Below are 19,028 nucleotides of genomic sequence, written 5' to 3'. Positions count from 1 at the left end.
GCACATGGGCGGCGTCTCGGGGATCAGACCACAAGGGCGTCCCTTTCGGCCGTGTGGCGAATGTAAGGGTTGGTCAGAGAACGATCCAGGATCAGTTCGACCTTGACGCCGAGCCTGTGGCTCAATGCATCTTCCACCGGCAGCCCACCCCAGGGGGCGGTGGGGCCGACTTCGTCCACCAGCAGATCGACATCGCTGTCCGGCCCCGCCTCGTCCCGAGCGTAGCTGCCGAACAGGCGCACATTGACGATGCCCTGCTCTTCGAGCCAGGGCTTCAGCTCACGCAGCTTTTCCAGCAGTTCGGCGCGGGTCATGCCGACAACATAGTCTATCCGCGCCTCAAGATGAACTCTCGGTCGCGCCAGGCGCCGACGGGGTAGTCGTATTCCCCGGCCTTCTCGAAGCCGTAGGCGGCGTACAGGCGCTGGGCCTTGTCGTTGCCGCTCCAGACGCCGATCCATAGCGGGCCTTGGGTGTGGGCCTCCATCCAGTCCAGCGACAGGGTCAGCAGCTTCGTGCCCAAGCCCAGACCCTGCGCGGCCTTGGACACATACAGGCGGCGCAACTCCATATGTTCGGGACGGGCCTCGGGATGTGGCAAACCGTTGGGACCCGCGTTGGCGAAGGCCAGCAGCTCACCGTCCCGCTCGGCTACCCACCAGGCGCAGCCCGGTTCGGCGAGCTTTTTCCGCGTCGGCTCGGGATCGAAACTGGCGTCCAAAAAGGCCTTCAGATCGGCCTCTGGATAGGGAATGCCGAACCCCTCGACGAAGGTGTCGACGAAGGTCTGGCGGCCCAGGACACCCAGTGCGGCGGCGTCGTCGAGGCGGGCAGGGCGGATCACGATCTCGGTCATCATCCGCCCATAGAGGCAGAGGTCAAAAGCCGTCCAGCGCGATCTTGCCGATGGTCGCGCCGCTTTCCAGCCGGCGGTGACCCTCAAGCAGATTTTCGACCGACAGCGCGCCGAGGTTTTCGGTCAGGGTGGTGCGGACGGCGCCGGCGTCCACCAGGCGCGAAACCTCCGTCAGCAACCTGTGCTGTTCGATCATGTCGGGGGTCTGCTGCACCGGTCGGGTGAACATGAACTCCCAGACGAAGCCGGCCGCCTTCTGTTTCAGCAGTTCGACCGGCAGCCCCTTGAAGTCGTCGATGGCGCCGATCACGCCCTGCACCGCCACTGCGCGGGCCAAGGCTTCGAAATGGGCCTGGGTATGGGTCAGGGATGCGATATATTTCGGCGCGCGCTCGCCGGCCGCCGCCAGGGCTTCGTCGATCGGGCCGGAGTGATCGATCACCGCGTGGGCGCCCAGGTCCAGGCACCATTGGCGGGTTTCGGGACGCGAGGCGGTGGCGACGACACGCAAGCTGGTGACGGCGCGGGCGATCTGGATCAGGGCTGAGCCGACGCCGCCGGCGCCGCCGACGATCAGCAGGCTCTCGTCCTCGTCCTTGCCGACCTTCAAACGGTCGAACAACAGCTCCCAGGCCGTGATGACGGTGAGGGGCAGGGCGGCGGCCTCTGCGAATGTCAGGGACGCAGGCTTGGGACCGACGATCCGCTCGTCAACAGCCTGACTTTCCGCGTTGGAGCCTGGCCGGTCGATCTGACCGGCGTAGAAGACCTCGTCCCCGACCTTGAACAGGCTGGCGTCGTCGCCGACGCCGATCACGACCCCGGCCGCGTCATAACCCAGGATGCTGGTCTGGCCTTCCTCGGGCTGGCGGCTGGCGCGCACCTTCGTGTCCACGGGGTTCAGGCTGACGGCCTTGACCTGAACCAGCAGGTCGCGTGGGCGCAGGATCGGTTCGGGCGCGTCGAAGGCGACCAGGGCGGCGGGGTCGGTCGCGGGGCGGGGGCCGGTCGTGCCAATGGCCTTCATGACGATCTCCTTGGGCTTGTTTCGTCGCCTTGCACATCGGCTTGCGATAGGCTGGCCGCAAGGCGCATCCGAGAAATGACCAACCCGCCATGAACCAACTGCCGATCTTCACCCATCCGTCGATGCTGTCTCACGCGCCCGGCGCGGGACATCCCGAAAGTCCCGAGCGTCTGAAGGCGGTGCTGGACGCCTTGGCTGACGCAGGGCTCGCCGGCGACCGGCGAGCGGCGACCCCGGCCGAGGTCGCGGATCTGGAGCGGGTGCATCCGGCCGCCTATGTCGCGCGCCTGCTGGACGCGTCGCCGGTCGAGGGGATGATCCCGTTGGACGCCGACACCGTGCTGTCGCCGGGCAGCGTACCGGCCGCCCGTCTGGCGGCGGGAGCGGCGATCGACGCGGTGCGGGCCGTGGCGCGGGGCGAGATGAACCGCGCCTTCGCCGCCGTTCGCCCGCCGGGCCACCATGCCGAGCCGGATCGGGCCATGGGGTTCTGCCTGTTCTCGTCCGTCGCCGTCGCGGCGCGCGTGGCGCAATCCCAAGGGATGGCGCGGGTGGCGGTGGTGGATTTCGACGTTCACCACGGCAACGGCACCCAGGCGGCGTTCGACGACGACGACAGCCTGTTCCTGGCCTCCATCCACCAGATGCCGCTCTATCCCGGCACGGGCGCGGCGTCCGAAACCGGCGTCGGCAACATCGTCAACGCCCCGGTCGTTCCCCATGCGGCGCGAGAAGACTGGCGCGCGACCTTCGCCGGCGGACTGATGCCGGCGCTGGAATCGTTCCGGCCGGACCTGATCCTGATCTCGGCCGGCTTCGACGCCCACAGGCGCGATCCGCTGGCGCACCAGTCGCTGGAAGCCGAGGATTTCGCCTGGGCGACGCGCGCGATTCTGGAGGTCGCGCGTCGGACGTGTTCGGGCAAGGTTGTGTCCGCGCTTGAGGGCGGTTACGACCTTGAAGGACTAGGCCGCTCTGCGGTCGCCCACGTCGCCGCGCTCGGGGAGGACTGAGGACGCTTAACGCCTTGAAACCAAAGGCCCGTCCGTTTGTCATGTCAGCCCCCGCCCTGTCCCTCGATTCGACCGAACCGTCCGTGTCCCCGCCTGACGCCGCGGGATCCGTCGGCGCGCTTGTGGCCCTGGGGCCCGGCGCCATCATCCTGACGCGCCACGGCGAGCCGGCCCTGTCGCGCAAATGCCTGATCACGGCCCGCCAGTACGGGGACTGGTGGGCGAAATACGAGATCGGCGGTCTGCTGGCTGGGCAGACCCCGCCCGCCGAACTGGTGGCCACGGCTCAAGGGGCCGGCGCCATCTATGCTTCCACCCGTCAGCGGGCACAGGAAACCGCCGCCGCCGTCGCCGCCGGGCGTGAGGTGATGTCTGACGTGATGTTCATCGAGGCGCCCCTGCCGCCGCCGCCTATCCCTGAATGGATCAAGCTGTCGCCCAAATGGTGGGGCGTGGTGTCGCGCTTCTGGTGGCACGCCTTCGACCATCACGACGGCCAGGAAACCCGCGCCCAGGCTGAGGCGCGCGCCGATCAGGCGGCGCGCAAGCTGATCGCGCGGGCCGAGAGCGGCCAGGACGTGCTGGTCTTCGCCCACGGCTATTTCAACCATATGGTCGGCCGCGCGCTGAAGGCCGATGGCTGGAAACTGGTCCACAACCAGGGCTTCAAATACTGGTCGCAGCGGCGCTACGAGAAACGATAGCCGCTTCTGACATTGATGCGGCGGTTGCGCCCCATTAGGGTCCGCGCCATGACCGACACCGCCGCCGCCATCCCCGCCGACCTCAGCTTCGAAGACGCCCTGCAGCGGCTGGAGACCATCGTGTCCCGTCTGGAGTCGGGCCAGGCGCCGCTGGAAGAATCCATCGCCTTGTACGAAGAGGGCGCCAAGCTGAAGGCCCATTGCGAGGCGCGCCTGAAGGCGGCCCAGCTGCGCGTCGAGAAGATCGTCGTCGGCCCGGACGGCCAGGCCAAGGGCGTCGAGGCGGCGGCGTTCGAATGACGAATCCTGTCCGCGTCAGGTCGGCTATGGGCGGCCGGTCTTGAACCGCGTCATCGCCGCCAACTCGCCGGAACAGGCGGTGATCGACCGCGTGGCCGAGGTCGCCGATCTGGTCACGGTCGCGCTGGATGAACTGCTGCCGCGCGCCGAGGGCCCCGAATCGCGCCTGACCGAGGCGATGCGCTATGCGGCGCTGGGCCCCGGCAAACGGCTGCGGCCGTTCTTTGCGCTGGAGGCCGCGCGCCTGTTCGACATCGACGAGCGGTCGGTGCTGCGCGCCGCCTGCGCCCTGGAGTGCGTCCACGCCTACAGCCTGGTTCACGACGACCTGCCGTGCATGGACGACGACGATATTCGGCGCGGCCGTCCCACGGTTCACCGCGCCTATGACGAGGCGACGGCGGTGCTGGCCGGCGACGCGCTTCAGACCGCCGCCTTCGACATCATCCTGCACGAAGACACCCACGACGATGCGGCCGTGCGGTGCGAACTGGCGGCGCGGCTGTCGCTGGCGTCCGGGGCGCGCGGCATGGCGGGCGGTCAGATGATCGATCTGCTGGGCGTGCGTGACGACCTGGGCGGCGTCGCGCGGATGCAGCGGCTGAAGACCGGCGCCCTGTTCGCCTACGCCTTCGAAATTCCGCTGATCATCGCCGACGCCTCGATGTTGCAGCAGCATGCCCTGATCAGCTTCGCCCACGATGTCGGCCTGGCCTATCAGATCGTTGACGACCTTCTGGACGCCGAAGGGTCGGCCGAGGAGATGGGCAAGGCCGCCGGGGGCAAGGATGCGGCCCTGGGCAAGACCAATTTCGTCACCCTTCTGGGTCTGGAAGCGGCGCGACACAGGGTCGCGCATCTCGCAAACCAAGCCCGCTCGCACTTGGAGCCGTTCGGCGAGGACGCTGAAATCCTCAGGGCCAGCGTGGACTTTGTGCTAAAGCGTCGGTCCTGATACGAAACGTTGACGCGACCTGCGGGTTGATCAATCAGACTTTCCAAGGTTTTACGGCTGATGCCCGACACCCCGCTTCTCGACACCGTTAAATTCCCGGCCGACACCCGGGCCTTCGATATCGCCCAGTTGAAACAGCTGGCGCAGGAAGTGCGGGCCGAGACGATCGAAGCCGTATCCGTCACCGGCGGCCATCTGGGCGCCGGCCTGGGCGTGGTCGAGCTGACCACGGCGCTGCACCATGTGTTCGAGACGCCCAAGGACATCCTGATCTGGGACGTCGGTCATCAGTGCTACCCGCACAAGATCCTGACCGGACGGCGCGACCGCATCCGCACCCTGCGCCAGGGCGGCGGCCTGTCGGGCTTCACCAAGCGCAGCGAGAGCGAATACGATCCGTTCGGCGCGGCCCACGCCTCGACCTCGATCAGCGCCGCCCTGGGCTTTGCCGCCGCGCGTGATCAGAAGGGCGAGAAGAACCGTGTCGTGGCCGTCATCGGCGACGGCTCCATGTCCGCCGGCATGGCCTATGAGGCGATGAACAATGCGGCCGAGGCGACCAGCGGCCAGCTGATGGTCATCCTGAACGACAACGACATGTCCATCGCGCCCCCGGTGGGCGGGATGAGCGCCTATCTGGCCGGCCTGGTGTCGGGCGGCGCGTACCAGAACGTCCGGCGCCTGGGCAAATCCGTCGCCCAGCACCTGCCGCGCCCCTTCCGCAAGGCGGCCAAGAAGGCCGAGGAATATGCACGCGGCATGGTCACCGGCGGCACCTTCTTCGAGGAGCTGGGCTTCTACTACGTCGGTCCCATCGACGGGCACGACATGGACAATCTGGTGCCGATCCTGAAGAAGGCGGCCGCCATCGAGGACCGGCCGGTGCTGGTCCACGTCGTGACGCAAAAGGGCAAGGGCTACACCCACGCCGAGAGCAGCGCCGACAAGCTGCATGCAGTGGTCAAGTTCGACGTGGTGTCGGGCAAACAGGCCAAGGCCATCTCCAACACGCCCAGCTACACCAAGGTGTTCGGGACCGAACTGATCAAACACGCCAAGATCGATCCGTCGATCGTGGCGATCACGGCGGCCATGCCGTCGGGCACGGGGCTGGACCTGTTCGGCCAAGCCTTCCCCGAGCGGACCTATGATGTCGGCATCGCCGAACAGCATGCGGTGACGTTTGCGGCCGGGCTGGCGGCGGACGGAATGAAGCCGGTCTGCGCCATCTATTCCACCTTCCTGCAACGCGGCTACGACCAGGTGGTCCATGACGTGGCGATCCAGTCGCTGCCGGTGCGGTTCGCCATGGACCGGGCGGGTCTGGTCGGATCGGACGGAGCGACCCATGCCGGATCGTTCGACATCGGCTTCATGGGCGCGCTGCCCGGCATGGTGCTGATGGCCGCCGCCGACGAGGCGGAACTGGCGGCGATGATTTCCACCTCGCTGGCCATCGACGACCGGCCCAGCGCCTTCCGCTATCCGCGCGGCGACGGCGTGGGCGTTGAGATCCCCGACCTTGCCGCCCCGCTGGAGATCGGCAAGGGCCGGATCGTGCGCGAGGGCACGTCGGTCGCCATCCTGAGCCTGGGCACACGCCTGCAGGAATCTCTGAAGGCGGCGGACATGCTGGCGGCCAAGGGCGTGTCGGCGACGGTGGCGGACGCCCGTTTCGCCAAGCCGCTGGACGCCGACATGATCCTGCGCCTGGCGCGCGAGCACGAGGCCCTGATCTCCGTCGAGGAGGGCGCCATGGGCGGCTTCGGCGCCTTCGTGCTGCAACTGCTGGCCGAGAAGGGCGCGCTGGACGGCGGGCTCAAGATCCGCACCCTCAACCTGCCCGACGTCTTCCAGGACCAGGATGCGCCGATGGCCATGTACGCCCAGGCCGGCCTGAACGCCGAACACATCGCCGCCGCCGCGCTTCAGGCCCTGGGCGTGTCCGCCAGTCAGGCCGCCAGAGCCTAAAGCTGGGGTCTAGAGCCTTAAGCGCGATCGCGAATCCGCATCGCGCCGCGTTCGCCGGTCTCCACCTCGAACCGGCCGGTCGCGCGGATCAGGTCCGACAGTTTGGCGTAGCCATAGGTGCGCTGGTCGAAGTCGGGGTGGGCGTTGCGCAGCCGATTGCCGATGCCGCCCACCGCCACCCAGCCGTCGCCGTCCTCGTCCATGTCGGCGATGATGGCCGCGATCAGGCGCGCCGCCTCCGACGGCTTGCGCTTTGCCGCCGGCGCCTCGGCCACGGGCGACTTGGCGCCGGCGTCGACCGGAACCGGCACGATAAGGTTCTCGGTATAGATGAAACGGGTGCAGGCCTGGCGGAAGCTTTCGGGCGTCTTCTGCTCGCCGAACCCATAGACATCGACGCCTTCCTCACGGATGCGGGCCGCCAGTCGGGTGAAGTCGGCGTCGGACGACACCAGGCAGAAGCCGTCGAACCGCCCCGAATGCAGCAGGTCCATTGCGTCGATGACCAAGGCGATGTCGCCCGAGTTCTTGCCCTTGGTATTGGCGAAATTCTGCTGGGGCTGGATGGCGAAACGGGCCAGGACCCGCGTCCAGCCGGCGATCTGCGGGCTGGCGAAGTCGCCGTAGATGCGTCGCGCCGAGGCCTCGCCCAGGGTGGCGATCTCGTTGAACAGCGCTTCTGCAATCCGCGCGGAGGCGTTCTCCGCGTCGATCAGGACCGCGAGGCGAGGGGCCTTTTCGTCAGCCATGGCGGATGTCCTTTTCAATATGAGGCCTGAGCCTACAGCTGACCCATCGTATTGTCGTGATCGACGGCCTGTTTCTTCAGCCAGCCCACGAAGGCGGTCGCGCTGGGCGACGGCGGGCGGTCCCGGGGCTGGACGACGTAATAGGCGAACCCGACCGCTTCCGATCCGTCCGGGAAGGGCGCGACCAGCCGCCCCGACGCCAGGTCCGCCTGGGCCAGGGTGCGTTTGGCCAGGGCCACGCCGCGTCCCGATATGGCGGCCTCGATCAGTAGGCCTGACTGGTTGAAGCGCGAGCCTCGACGCGGATCGGGATGGCGAATGCCGCGCGCCTTCAACCACATGGCCCAGTCCGGTCGGCTGGGATCGCCGTCGTTGGACATGTCGTGCAGCAGCGTATGGCCGATCAGGTCGCACGGCTTTCGGATCGGCTTGTCGCCGTCCATCAGCGACGGCGCGCAGACGGGCAGGACAGTCTCGGTCATCAGCCGGTCCACGGTCAGGCCGGGATAGTCGCCGGGGCCGTAGCGGACGGCTAAGTCCACCTTGCCCTCGGTCAGGTCCGCCGGTTCCATGTCGGCCGAGATCCACAGTTCGATTTCCGGGTGGGCGGTGTGGAAGTCGTCCATGCGCGGCATCAGCCATTTGGAGGCGAAGCCCGGCGCGACACTGATGGACACCTGGCGGCGACGCGGCGGTTCGCGCAGCAGGGCCGAGGCGTCCATCAGCCGTTCGAACCCTTCGCGCAACAGGGGCACGGACGAGCGGCCCAGGTCCGTCAACTGGAGGCCCCGCGCCTCGCGCACGAACAGGGGGCCGCCGACGATGTCCTCAAGCAGGCGGATCTGCTGGCTGACCGCGCCGGGCGTCACCGACAGTTCGTCGGCGGCGCGCGAGAAGTTCAGATGCCGCGCGGCAGCCTCGAAGGCGCGAAGGGCGTTGAGTGGGAGCAGAGAACGGACCATCGCCGTTAGAAATCCTATCAGCGCGCCAAAGGCAATCTGGTTTGCGGGGCTGGATGCAGAAGCCGAAGGTCGGCGTCCTGACGTCGTCCCTGTTTCCTATCCCGGCGACCCTGAAAGCAAGACCCATGCGTGTATTTCTCGCCGCCATCCCGCTGGAGGCCGCAAAGATCGTGATCATCGGCGGCGGCGAGCCCGCCCTGGCGAAGCTGCGACTGTTTCTGAACACCCCGGCCGAGCTACTATGGTTCACGCCGGACGGGGCGCCGCCCCGGATGGAGACGCCGCTGACAGCGCCGACGCCGCTAGGGCGGTCGCCGGACGCCGAGGATCTGGCGGGTGCGCGGCTGGTCTTCATGGCGCTGGATGATGCGGATGAGCTGACGCGGCTGGGCGCCCTGGCCCGGGCGGCGGGGGCGCAGGTAAATGTGGTCGACAAGCCCCATCTGAGCGACTTCCAGACGCCGGCCCTGATCGACCGGGACGAGGTGGTGATCGGGGTCGCCACCGGCGGATCGGCGCCCATACTGGCGCGCGACGTCCGCTCGCGGATCGAGGGCGTGCTGCCGGCCGGTTTGGCCAACGTGGCGCGACTGGCGCGCGAGCTGCGCGACACGGTCAAGGCCACGGTGCCCGACTTCATGGCGCGGCGACGGTTCTGGGAGAAGGCGTTCCGAGGCCCGGCGGCCGATCTGGCGGCGGCGGGCCGCACGGCCGAGGCGCGGCGCGAGATGCTGCGTCTGCTGAATTCGGCCGCGCCGGAACAGGGCGTGGTCCATATCGTCGGGGCGGGGCCGGGCGATCCGGAGCTGCTGACGCTGAAGGCGCTGCGGGTGCTTCAGGACGCCGACGTCATCATCCACGACCGTCTGGTGCCCGAGGCGGTGCTGGAGCGGGCGCGGCGCGACGCCAAACGCCTGTATGTCGGCAAGGCGCGCGGCGAGCATTCGGTGCCCCAGGACCAGATCGAGGCCTTGATGATCGAGGAGGCCCGCGCCGGCCATCGGGTCGTGCGGCTGAAGGGCGGCGATCCGTTCGTCTTCGGGCGCGGCGGCGAGGAGCTGGAGGCGATGCGGGCGGCCGGGGTGGCGGTCTTTGTGGTGCCGGGGGTGACGGCGGCCCTGGCCTGTGCGGCCTCGGCGGGGATCCCGTTGACCCACCGCGACTACGCCCAGGCGGTGACCTTCGTGACGGCCCAGGCCAAGCCGGGCGGAGGCGACGCCGACTGGGCCAGGCTGGCCGCGCCCAATCATACGCTGGCCATCTATATGGGCGTGGACCGGGCCGAGGAGACGGCGGCCAAGCTGATGGCGGCGGGCCGTCTGGGCTCCACCCCGGTGGCCATCGTCGAGAACGGCAGCCGGCCGGACGAACGGGTTCTGACCGGCCGTCTGGACGGGCTGGGCGCCCTGGTGCGCGGCGCCGACCTGAACGGTCCGGCCCTGCTGTTTGTCGGCGAGACGGCGGCGTTCTCGGCGGCCCAGCTGGACGTGCGGGCGGAGGTCGCGGCGTGAAGATCGTGACCGCCAACCGCCTGTCGGACGGCCGGGTCATCTATGCCGGCGTGGACAATCAGCCGGTGGAGGGCCTCGACCAGGCCTCGACCCTGGACGACGCCACGGCCGAGATCGTGTTGGCCGAGGTCGCCGGGCGACCGGACATCTTCGTCAATCCCTATCTGGTCGAGGTTCAGGACCACGTCCCCTCGGGCCGTGACCGGCTGAAGGAGCGGATTCGCTCGGCCGGGCCGACCGTCGGCCACAGCGTCGCGGGAGGCGTGGGCTGATGTATCGCTATGACGAGTTCGACCACGCCCTGGTGCGTGAACGGGTCGAGGAGTTTTCCGACCAGGTGGCGCGCCGCGCGTCCGGCGCCCTGACCGAGGACGAATTCAAGCCGCTGCGGCTGATGAACGGGGTCTATCTGCAACTGCACGCCTATATGCTGCGGGTCGCCATTCCTTATGGGACGTTCAACAGCCGGCAGATGCGCCAGCTGGCCCATATCGCCCGCACCTATGACAAGGGTTACGGCCATTTCACCACGCGGACGAACATCCAGTACAACTGGCCGGCCCTGACCGACCTGCCGGCGATCCTGAGCGACCTGGCCGATGTCGAGATGCACGCCATTCAGACCTCGGGGAACTGCATCCGCAACACCACGACCGACGTCTTCGCCGGGGCGGCGGACGACGAGATCGAGGATCCGCGGCCGTGGTGCGAGATCATTCGCCAGTGGTCGACCATCCACCCGGAATTCAGCTTCCTGCCGCGCAAGTTCAAGATCGCGGTGATCGGGGCCGAGAAGGATCGGGCGGCGATCCGGACCCATGATGTGGGCCTTCAGATTGTGCGCGGCGAGGATGGCGGGACCGCCTTCCGTGTCTTCGTCGGCGGCGGTCAGGGGCGTCTGCCCCATATCGGCCAGGAGATCGCTTCGGCCGTGCCGGCGGCCGACCTGCTGGCCTATCTGACCGCCATTCTGCGGGCGTGGAACCTCTTGGGGCGGCGCGACAACATCCATAAGGCGCGGATCAAGATCCTGGTCGCGTCGGTCGGGCTGGAGGCCTTCCGCGAGGAGGTGGACAAGCACTACGCCACCCTGCGCCACGAAGATCTGCGGATCCCCGAGGAAGAGGCCGAGCGAATCAAGGCCTATTTCGCCCCGCCGCCGTTCGAGGACCTGCCCAAAGCCAGCGCGCCGTTCGATCGCGCTCTGCTGGCCGACCCGGACTTCGCCCGGTTTGCGAGGAACAATGTGCGGCGTCACCGCCAGGCGGGCTATGCCTCGGTGGTGGTGTCGCTGAAGCCGGTCGGGGGCGTGCCGGGCGACATCACGGCGGACCAGATGGACGCGGTGGCGCATCTGGCCGAGCGCTACGCCTTCGACGAACTGCGCGCCGCCTATGAGCAGAACCTGGTCCTGCCGCATGTGAAGCTGGACGATGTGCCGACGCTGTGGCGGGCGCTGCTGGAGGCGGGACTGGCGACGGCCAACGCCGATCTGGCGACGGACGTCATCGCCTGTCCGGGACTGGATTACTGCAGCCTGGCCAACGCCCGGTCGATCCCGGTGGCTCAGGCCCTGTCGAAGCGGCTGGCCGACATGGACTATCAGGAGCGGCTGGGGCCGGTCCGGATCAATATGAGCGGCTGTATCAACGCCTGCGGCCACCACCACGTCGGCCACATCGGCGTGCTGGGCGTGGATCGTAAGGGCGAGGAATACTACCAGATCACCGTCGGCGGTTCGCCGGACGAACAGGCGGCCCTGGGCGACATCGTCGGCAAGAGTCTGCCGGCGGACGAGGTCGCGCCCGCGATCCAGCGGACCCTGGACCGCTATCTTGAAATCCGCGCCGGGGGCGAGCGGTTCATCGACACGGTGCGCCGCGTCGGACCCGACCCCTTCCGCGACGCCATCTATGAGACGCTCGATGCAACGGCTTGAAGGTATTCAGAACGGGCTGCGCCTCTCGGTCACCACGCCACTGGAGGAGGTCGAGGCCGCCGCCGCCAATGAAGACACCCTGGTGCTGGAGTTCGACGCTTTCCGCGACGGGCGCGGCTTCTCGCTGGCGGCGGTGCTGCGCGAGCGGGGCTATGCCGGGCGGCTGATCGCGGCGGGCAAGGTCTTGCCGGACCAGGCGCGGCACCTGCGGCGTTCGGGCTTTGACGCGGTGGAGTTGGCGCCGGGCGCGGACACGGCGGCCTGGGCGCGGATGGACCAGGCGTTCAGCGGGTCGTATCAGCCGGCCGTCGATCCGGCGCCGACCATCTGGCAGAGGCGGCGGGCGGCGTCGAACGACCCTGACCTTCAAGGTCTGGCCGACCGGTTGAACCGCGAGACTGAGGGCAAGGACGCGTCCGAGATCCTGAAGGCGGCGCTGGACCCGGCCCTGGGCCTGCGCGTCGGGGCCATATCCTCGTTCGGGGCGGAATCGGCGGCTCTGCTGCACATCGTCGCTGAAACGGACCGGGACGTGCCGGTGGTCTTTCTGGAGACGGGGCAGCATTTCCTCCAGACCCTGTCTTATCGCACCCAGCTGACCAAGGCCCTCGGCCTGACCGACGTGCGGCTGGTGACGCCGGATGCGAATGAGAAGGTGAGCCTGGACGCCCGCGACGACCTTTGGAAGACCGACGCCGACGCCTGCTGCGACCTGAGAAAGGTGCGGCCGCTGGCGCGCGCGACCGAGGGGTTCAACGCCGTCATCACCGGGCGCAAACGCTACCAGGCCGCGACGCGCGCCGAGCTTAAGCCGTTCGAGGTGCTGGACGGGGTGCTGCGGATCAATCCGCTGGCGGACTGGGACGCCGAGGATGTCGAGGCCTGGCTGGAGGCGCATGACCTGCCGCGCCACCCCCTGGTCGAGCAGGGCTATCGCTCGATCGGCTGCTGGCCGTGCACCCGCGCGGTTCAGGACGACGAAGAGGCGCGCGCCGGACGCTGGTCGGGGATGGACAAGGTCGAGTGCGGCATCCACCTAGGGCGACGTCAGGTCGCCGCCTGATCCCCCTCTTTCGTTCGACTTCGCCTGAAAGCTGAAACGTGTCCGTCACATCGTCTGTCATCGACCTGATCGGCCATACGCCGCTGGTCCGCCTGAACCGCCTGTCCGACGAGACGGGCTGCGAAATCCTGGGCAAGGCCGAGTTCATGAATCCCGGCGGCTCCATCAAGGACCGCGCCGCCCTGTCCATCGTCCAGGGCGCGCGGGCGTCCGGCGCGTTGAAGCCGGGGGGGACCATCGTCGAGGGCACGGCCGGCAACACCGGCATCGGCCTGGCCCTGGTCGGCGCGGCCCTGGGCCATCCGGTGGTCATCGTCATTCCCCGCACCCAGTCGGAAGAGAAGAAGTCGGCCATTCGTTCGCTGGGCGCGCGCCTGGTCGAGGTGGACGCCGCCCCATTCTCCAGCCCCAACCATTTCGTCCACTATTCCGGGCGTCTGGCCGCCGAGCTGAACGACAGCGAAGAGGCGGGCGCCATCTGGGCCAACCAGTTCGACAACACCGCCAACCGCGACGCCCACTACATGACGACCGGTCCGGAAATCTGGGAGCAGACGGGCGGCGCAGTGGACGCCTTCGTTTCGGCCGTGGGATCGGGCGGCACCATCTCGGGCGTTGCCGCCTATCTGCGTGAGAAGAAGCCCGAGGTGACCATCGCCCTGGCCGACCCCGCCGGCGCGGCCATGTTCAACTGGTTCACCAAGGGCGAGATGACGGGCGAGGGCTCGTCGATCACCGAGGGGATCGGGGTGGCGCGGATCACCGGTAATCTGGAAGGCTTCAAACCCGACCACGCCTATCGGATCGAAGACGCCGAGTTCCTGCCGATCCTGTTCGACCTGGTGAAGTATGAAGGCCTGTCGCTGGGTGGATCGGCCGGGGTCAATGTCGCCGGCGCCGTGCGGCTGGCGCGCGAGATCGGGCCGGGCAAGACCATCGTCACCTGCCTGTGCGATCCGGGGTCACGCTATGCGTCCAAGCTGTTCAATCCGGAGTTCCTGAAATCAAAAGGCCTACCGGTTCCGGAGTGGGCCTAAATCAGCGATTTCGCGCCATCATCGTGCTCACCGAAAGGCACGGGTTCGAGCAACATCCGGTCATCGTCTGAAGCGTCTTCGTTTGCGAGCGCGTCAACGATAAAATCCATCAGGGCGCGGGCACGTCGGGGCAACTGCCTTCGAGGCGGATAAACAAGTTGGACCGGGGCGCCGGGCGCGTCCTGGCCGGTCAAGACCTGCACCAGCGCCCCAGCGCGCACGCCATCTCTCGCATAAATCTGTGGGGCTTGAGCGATGCCGATTCCCGCGATCGCTGCGTCGATCAGCGCCTCGCCATTGGTGAAGGTTGCGACCGCCGCGCTTGTGTCGATCGCAATATCGTTTCCGGCGTTCGCATAGATCATGGGTCTATGCCGACCCAAGGGTGGCAGAAAGGCGATCAGCCGATGCGAGCGAAGGTCTGCTGGAACCCTGGGATGCCCATGGCGTGAGAGGCTTTCGGGACAGGCATAGGTTCCCTGGCGTAGTCGACCGAGCGGGGTTGCAACCAAATCCTCCCGTGCAATGCGCCCCACCCGCAAAGCCAGATCTGCACCTTCTGCTATGAGATTCACATGATGGTCGTTCATGCGGACCTCGGCCTTGAGCTTCGGATGATCTGAAAGGAAGCGACCCAGCAGTGGAAGAATGAGCGCACGTCCGAGCGATACCGGCATTTCCAGTCGGATCACGCCACTCAGTTCTTCCGGGTCTTTCAGAAGGGCGCTTTGCATATCGTCGAGTTCATCCGCCCACCGGCTGGCCCGCGCGTAGAACAGGGTCCCTTCGTCGGTCAGCTTCACACTGCGCGTGGTGCGGTGAAACAGGCGAACACCAAGCCGGGCTTCAAGCCGGGCGACGGATTTCGAGGTGGCGGATGGCGCCTGTCCCAGCGATTCCGCAGCCCGACTGAAACTCAGCGCTTCTGCGACGCGTAGGAATTCCTCGATCCCGGAGGTCTTGTGCTGCAGATGCCTATTGCTGACCATGAGGAACAAGTTTCCTGAATTTTAATCGCATTGTTATCCGCGCATGGATGAATAATCTGCCCTCATCTGAGAATGAAAAGGCGAAAATCGATGAAGGCTGTGGTCGCGACCGAACAGGGAAGCCCGGACGTGCTTCGACTCGTCGATTTGCCGAAACCGGTACCCGGCGCTGGCGAGGTTCTTGTGAGAATCCGAGCCACGAGCGTCAATCCGATCGACACCAAGGTGCGAAAGGCGAAGCTGCCGATGACGCCGGCCTCCTTCCCTGCGGTGCTGGGAACCGACTTCGCCGGCACCGTTGAGGCGGTCGGACCGGGCGTCACGCGTTTTCGTCCGGAGGATGATGTTTACGGCTTTGCCGGCGGTTTCTGTGGTCCCGAGGGCGATGTTCCCGGCGCGCTTGCGGAATATGCGGTGGTGGACGCAGACCTCATCGCCAGGATGCCCGGAAATGTAGACTTCCGGACGGCCGCCGCTCTGCCGCTTACAGCGACCACGGCCTGGATCGCCCTGTTCGAAAAGATGAAGATCACGCCGGCCAGCCGTGTATTGATCACGGGTGGGGCGGGCGGCGTCGGCTATCCCGCTGTACAACTCGCCTACGCCGCCGGCGCTCATGTCGTCGCCATGACGCGGTCAGCGGAGAGCGCCGAAGCGGCGATGCTCGCCGGCGCACAGGCGTGCGTTGATCTGGCTGACACCAACCCGCAGGACATCGTTGCAAAGCATACTGATGGTCAGGGCTTTGACCTGATTTTCGATACGGTAGGCGGCGCCACGCTCGACGCAGCCTTCCAGATGGTCAAGCCGACAGGCGACGTAGTGACCGTGGTCGGCGCCGCCAGCCACAACCTCGCGCCGCTCTATCTGAAGGGCGCCAACCTGCACATGGTCCTGGTTCTCGTGCCGATCATGTTCGGCACGGCACGGCCGCAGCAGGGCGAAATCCTCGAAAAGATCGCCCGGCTTGTTGAGGCGGGCAAGCTCATGCCTCGCCTTGACCCGCAGCGCTTTGGTCTTGAAGAGGCGGCGGACGCGCATCGCAAGCTGGAAGCAGGCGAAGCCAAGGGCAAGCTGATCATCGACCTCTGAGCCGGCCACCGACCGTGCAGGCAAGCGGTTCCTCCCCACGCCGTGGGGAGGAGACCCTGTCGTTATTTCGCCTTCTCCTCCGCGATCCACGCATCCATCCGCTGGTCCAGCAGGGCCAGCGGCAGCGGGCCTTCGACCAGCAGCGCGTCATGGAAGGTGCGCACGTTGAACTTCGGCCCCAGTTCGCGCTCGGCCCGGGCGCGGATTTCGCGAAGGCGGATCTCGCCGATCTTGTAGGCCGTGGCCTGGCCCGGCCAGCCGATGTAGCGCTGAAGCTCGGTCTCGATATTGTGGGGCGCCAGGGCCGAGTTGTCGCGGAAACAGGCGCGGGCCTGTTCCTCTGACCAGCCCATCCAATGCAGGCCGGTGTCGGCCACCAGGCGGCAGGCGCGCCACATCTCGTAGGACAGGCGGCCGAACCGTTCGTAGGGGGTGCGATAGAAGCCCATCTCCTCGCCCAGATACTCGGCATACAGGCCCCAGCCCTCGGTGAAGGCGCTGACATTGGCCTGGCGCCGGAAATAGGGCTGGCCCTCCGCCTCCTGCTGCAAGGCGATCTGGATGTGGTGGCCGGGCACCGCCTCATGCAGGGTCAGGGCGGGCAGTTCGTATAGCGGGCGCTGATCCAGCTTGGAGGTGTTGACGATGTAGTGGGCGGCGACGCCGTTCTGCATCGAACCGCCGTTGTAGCGGCCGGTGGTGTAGTTTTCCTCGATCTGCGGCGGGACCGGCTGCACGTCATAGGGCAGGCGGGGCAGGGTGGCGAACAGGGCCGGCAGGCCGCCGTCGGCACGTTTCGCCATCTCGGACGCCTTCTCGATCAGGGCCTCGCGCGTGGGAGCGTAGAACTGCGGATCGGTGCGCAGGAAGTTCAGGAAGCCGGCGAAGTCGCCGGTCCAGCCGGACGCCTTCATCTCCACATCCATGCGGGCGCGGATGCGGGCGACCTCGGACAGGCCGATTTGATGGATCTGGTCCGGCGTCAGGTCGGTGGTCGTGTGGCCGCGCACCAGATAGGCGTACATGTCCTTGCCGCCCGGGCGGTTGCCGATGCCGGGTTCGACCGGGGCCTTGGGCAGATAGTCGGTCTCAAGGAAGGTCAGCCAGGCCTGGCGGGCCGGGACGATGATCGTGGCGACCGCAGATGCGGCGTCCGCCGTCAGCCGGTCCTTGTCGGCCTGGGGCACGGTCGCGGGCAGGGTGCTCAACGGCTTGAGCAGGGGCTCGGCGTCGGGCGTGATCGCCACGTCGTTGCGCGCGTTGGCCAGGGCGCTTTCTGTGACGGAACGGGCCTGGACCAGGCCGGTCTCCAGGCCGCGCCGGGCGTTGTCGGTCGTCTGGGCGTAGATGTTTCCAAAGCCTTTGACGCGCCGGATATAGGCTTCGGCCTCCGCGACGGAGTTCAGCCGGGTGCTCCCGCCGATGTAAAGCGCCCAGGTTCCGGGGCCGCCCTCGCTGTCGAACGCCAGGCGCGAGGTGTCGTAGTCCAGCCCCTCCAGGCTGCGGCTCAGGGTGTAGAGCAAAAGGGCGTGGTTGATGCCGCCGGCGTGGGAAAGACTTGCCGGGTCGATGGCCTTCAGCCGGGCGACGAAAGCCTCCAGCGGCGCGCGCTGGGCCAGTTCGAACTCCCGCGACAGGTCGGGAAGACGGCCCATGGCCTCGACGTCGCCTTCGCCGCTGGCGGACAGAGGGTCGACCGTCTTCAGATAGGTCTCGTAATCGACGATCACGGCGTCCAGCGCCGCGTCGGCGGGCGTGGCCGCGACAGCGGCGGGCGGCGTCTGAGCGATCGCGACCAGCGGCGACGTGCTCGCGAGCAAGGCCGCCATGGCCAAATGGGAAAACTTCATCACGCCCCTCCTGTTTAGGGGGGCACGCAAGCCGAGCGTGATCGGTGCGTCAACCGCAGACGGTGAAGAACTGCTCGATTCCCGCCTTGGCGGCCGGGTGTGCGGCGTAGACGTGGCGTTCCTCATCCGACCACGAGGCGATCCAGGCCAGGCGACGGAAACGCTGGAAGACCGCATCCTTGGTCGTGGCCTGGGCGGTCAGCAGTTCGCCGTCGTGCACGCCCGCCGGTTCCGAGGCGGCGGGATAGCGTTCGGTGTCGCCGCCCGATTCGAGATGGATTTCGCGGCCAGGCTTTTCGCTGGCCGCCGTCAGCTCCAGCACGCCGGAGCCGGCCTGGCAGCGCAGATGCAGCTTGACCTCGTCGCTGTTGGCGACGCCGTAAGCCAGGATCGCCTCCGGCCCATCACGGTTCAGGAACCAGTCGTAGCCGGGCATGGGCGCCGGCGCCGGGCCCGCCGCCACATTAGTTGGGGCGGGCGTGTTGGTGGCGCAGGCCGCCAGGGCGGACAGGGCGAGCAGGGGCAGGACAAGGCGAGAGAGACGCATGGGACTTCCTATCCGGCGCAGCGGTCGGCGAAGCGACGAAGCTTGGCCAGATGGGGGCGTTCGACCGTGATCGTGTCGGCGGCGTCGCCGACGGCGACGGTCATGCGGCCGGTCGCGACGAAGGCGGAAAAGGCGGGGTGATCGACCGGGACCGCAGTCTCCAGCTTGCCGCCGCGCCCGACGCGGGCCTCGCTGGTGGCGGTCATGCCGCCGGCGGTGATCCGGGCGAAACCAGCCGTCGCGTCGTCGCCATAGACCGCGACCGAAACCGCGCCCGAGCCCGGCTGACACTGAAGGGTGGCGCGCAGCTCGGCCGTGTCGGGAATCTCGTTGGCCAGCACCATGGGACCGTCGCCCTCGTACAGGCTCCAGGTCCAGCCGGTCGTCGGCGCGGCCTGCATGGCGACCGCCATCACGGCGGAAAGAATAAGCATCATGTGTCAGCCCCCGCCGACAACGCGCA

The 19,028-nt window shown here is 67.5% G+C and carries 20 protein-coding genes; 11 read left to right on the top strand and 9 right to left on the bottom strand.

The genetic code is table 11. The annotated features are described in order from the left end of the window. Positions 1 to 23: 23 nt before the first annotated feature. Genes ACP69V_RS12170 through ACP69V_RS12160 form a run of 3 tightly spaced genes read right to left on the bottom strand, consistent with a single transcriptional unit; the run spans position 24 to position 1,883 of the window. Positions 24 to 314 carry a nucleotidyltransferase family protein gene (locus ACP69V_RS12170; RefSeq protein WP_426024123.1) on the bottom strand — a complete coding sequence of 97 codons (291 nt, stop codon included), beginning with the start codon at positions 312 to 314 and terminating at the stop codon, positions 24 to 26. 14 nt (positions 315 to 328) lie between these two features. Then, positions 329 to 856, bottom strand: a complete 528-nt coding sequence (locus ACP69V_RS12165; RefSeq protein WP_426024122.1) for a GNAT family N-acetyltransferase — start codon at positions 854 to 856, stop codon at positions 329 to 331. Positions 857 to 878: 22 nt separating this feature from the next. After that, on the bottom strand, positions 879 to 1,883 hold the full coding sequence (locus tag ACP69V_RS12160; protein WP_426024121.1) for a zinc-binding alcohol dehydrogenase family protein: 1,005 nt from the start codon (positions 1,881 to 1,883) through the stop codon (positions 879 to 881). An 89-nt stretch (positions 1,884 to 1,972) separates the two neighbouring features. Here ACP69V_RS12160 and ACP69V_RS12155 point away from each other — a divergent pair, with 89 nt between their 5' ends. The 5 genes from ACP69V_RS12155 to dxs all read left to right on the top strand — a co-directional run bounded on the left by ACP69V_RS12155 (position 1,973) and on the right by dxs (position 6,826). Beyond that, positions 1,973 to 2,896: a histone deacetylase family protein gene (locus ACP69V_RS12155; protein ID WP_426024120.1), complete on the top strand. Its 924-nt coding sequence runs from the start codon at positions 1,973 to 1,975 to the stop codon at positions 2,894 to 2,896. Between the two features lie 41 nt (positions 2,897 to 2,937). After that, complete coding sequence (locus ACP69V_RS12150) at positions 2,938 to 3,600, top strand: histidine phosphatase family protein (RefSeq protein WP_426024119.1); 663 nt, start codon at positions 2,938 to 2,940, stop codon at positions 3,598 to 3,600. 48 nt (positions 3,601 to 3,648) lie between these two features. Next, on the top strand, positions 3,649 to 3,900 hold the full coding sequence (locus ACP69V_RS12145) for an exodeoxyribonuclease VII small subunit (RefSeq protein WP_426024118.1): 252 nt from the start codon (positions 3,649 to 3,651) through the stop codon (positions 3,898 to 3,900). Between the two features lie 79 nt (positions 3,901 to 3,979). After that, complete coding sequence (locus ACP69V_RS12140) at positions 3,980 to 4,855, top strand: polyprenyl synthetase family protein (RefSeq protein WP_426024703.1); 876 nt, start codon at positions 3,980 to 3,982, stop codon at positions 4,853 to 4,855. Between the two features lie 57 nt (positions 4,856 to 4,912). Next, positions 4,913 to 6,826 (top strand): 1-deoxy-D-xylulose-5-phosphate synthase, encoded by a 1,914-nt coding sequence (gene dxs, locus ACP69V_RS12135; protein WP_426024702.1) that lies wholly within the window; start codon positions 4,913 to 4,915, stop codon positions 6,824 to 6,826. Positions 6,827 to 6,843: 17 nt separating this feature from the next. On the opposite strand, the gene ACP69V_RS12130 is transcribed toward dxs, so the two are convergent. Together ACP69V_RS12130 and gcvA are read right to left on the bottom strand one after the other, a co-directional pair. Further along, positions 6,844 to 7,575, bottom strand: a complete 732-nt coding sequence (locus ACP69V_RS12130; protein ID WP_426024117.1) for an NYN domain-containing protein — start codon at positions 7,573 to 7,575, stop codon at positions 6,844 to 6,846. A 32-nt stretch (positions 7,576 to 7,607) separates the two neighbouring features. Then, a complete protein-coding gene (gcvA, locus tag ACP69V_RS12125) occupies positions 7,608 to 8,537 on the bottom strand; it encodes a transcriptional regulator GcvA (RefSeq protein ID WP_426024116.1) in 930 nt (309 codons plus the stop codon). Between the two features lie 125 nt (positions 8,538 to 8,662). On the opposite strand from gcvA, the gene cysG reads away from it, so the two are divergent. From cysG to ACP69V_RS12100, 5 genes are read left to right on the top strand one after another with little or no spacing between them, the layout of a single operon-like run. Then, positions 8,663 to 10,048 (top strand): siroheme synthase CysG, encoded by a 1,386-nt coding sequence (gene cysG, locus ACP69V_RS12120; RefSeq protein WP_426024115.1) that lies wholly within the window; start codon positions 8,663 to 8,665, stop codon positions 10,046 to 10,048. Continuing rightward, a complete protein-coding gene (locus ACP69V_RS12115; RefSeq protein WP_426024114.1) occupies positions 10,045 to 10,320 on the top strand; it encodes a DUF2849 domain-containing protein in 276 nt (91 codons plus the stop codon). Before cysG ends, ACP69V_RS12115 begins: the two co-directional genes overlap by 4 nt. After that, positions 10,320 to 11,987 (top strand): nitrite/sulfite reductase, encoded by a 1,668-nt coding sequence (locus ACP69V_RS12110; protein WP_426024113.1) that lies wholly within the window; start codon positions 10,320 to 10,322, stop codon positions 11,985 to 11,987. The genes ACP69V_RS12115 and ACP69V_RS12110 overlap by 1 nt, the downstream gene beginning before the upstream one ends. Continuing rightward, entirely contained in the window at positions 11,974 to 13,050 is a 1,077-nt protein-coding gene (locus ACP69V_RS12105) for a phosphoadenylyl-sulfate reductase (RefSeq protein ID WP_426024112.1), read from the top strand. The genes ACP69V_RS12110 and ACP69V_RS12105 overlap by 14 nt, the downstream gene beginning before the upstream one ends. Positions 13,051 to 13,088: 38 nt before the next feature. Further along, the gene (locus ACP69V_RS12100; protein ID WP_426024111.1) at positions 13,089 to 14,087 is read left to right on the top strand and encodes a cysteine synthase A; all 999 of its coding nucleotides are present in this window, start codon (positions 13,089 to 13,091) and stop codon (positions 14,085 to 14,087) included. Here ACP69V_RS12100 and ACP69V_RS12095 read toward each other — a convergent pair. Continuing rightward, entirely contained in the window at positions 14,084 to 15,076 is a 993-nt protein-coding gene (locus ACP69V_RS12095) for a LysR family transcriptional regulator (protein WP_426024110.1), read from the bottom strand. The genes ACP69V_RS12100 and ACP69V_RS12095 overlap by 4 nt on opposite strands. Before the next feature lie 90 nt (positions 15,077 to 15,166). Here ACP69V_RS12095 and ACP69V_RS12090 point away from each other — a divergent pair, with 90 nt between their 5' ends. After that, on the top strand, positions 15,167 to 16,168 hold the full coding sequence (locus ACP69V_RS12090) for a zinc-dependent alcohol dehydrogenase family protein (protein WP_426024109.1): 1,002 nt from the start codon (positions 15,167 to 15,169) through the stop codon (positions 16,166 to 16,168). 62 nt (positions 16,169 to 16,230) lie between these two features. On the opposite strand, the gene ACP69V_RS12085 is transcribed toward ACP69V_RS12090, so the two are convergent. From ACP69V_RS12085 to ACP69V_RS12075, 3 genes are read right to left on the bottom strand one after another with little or no spacing between them, the layout of a single operon-like run. After that, positions 16,231 to 18,018, bottom strand: a complete 1,788-nt coding sequence (locus ACP69V_RS12085) for a DUF885 domain-containing protein (RefSeq protein WP_426024108.1) — start codon at positions 18,016 to 18,018, stop codon at positions 16,231 to 16,233. Between the two features lie 49 nt (positions 18,019 to 18,067). Further along, complete coding sequence (locus ACP69V_RS12080; protein ID WP_426024107.1) at positions 18,068 to 18,565, bottom strand: hypothetical protein; 498 nt, start codon at positions 18,563 to 18,565, stop codon at positions 18,068 to 18,070. Between the two features lie 8 nt (positions 18,566 to 18,573). Continuing rightward, entirely contained in the window at positions 18,574 to 19,002 is a 429-nt protein-coding gene (locus ACP69V_RS12075) for a hypothetical protein (RefSeq protein ID WP_426024106.1), read from the bottom strand. Positions 19,003 to 19,028: the final 26 nt, after the last annotated feature.

This window comes from Brevundimonas sp. PWP3-1b1, from assembly GCF_049896065.1.
Taxonomy (GTDB): domain Bacteria; phylum Pseudomonadota; class Alphaproteobacteria; order Caulobacterales; family Caulobacteraceae; genus Brevundimonas; species Brevundimonas intermedia_B.
This window is presented reverse-complemented; position numbering and strand designations above follow the sequence as displayed.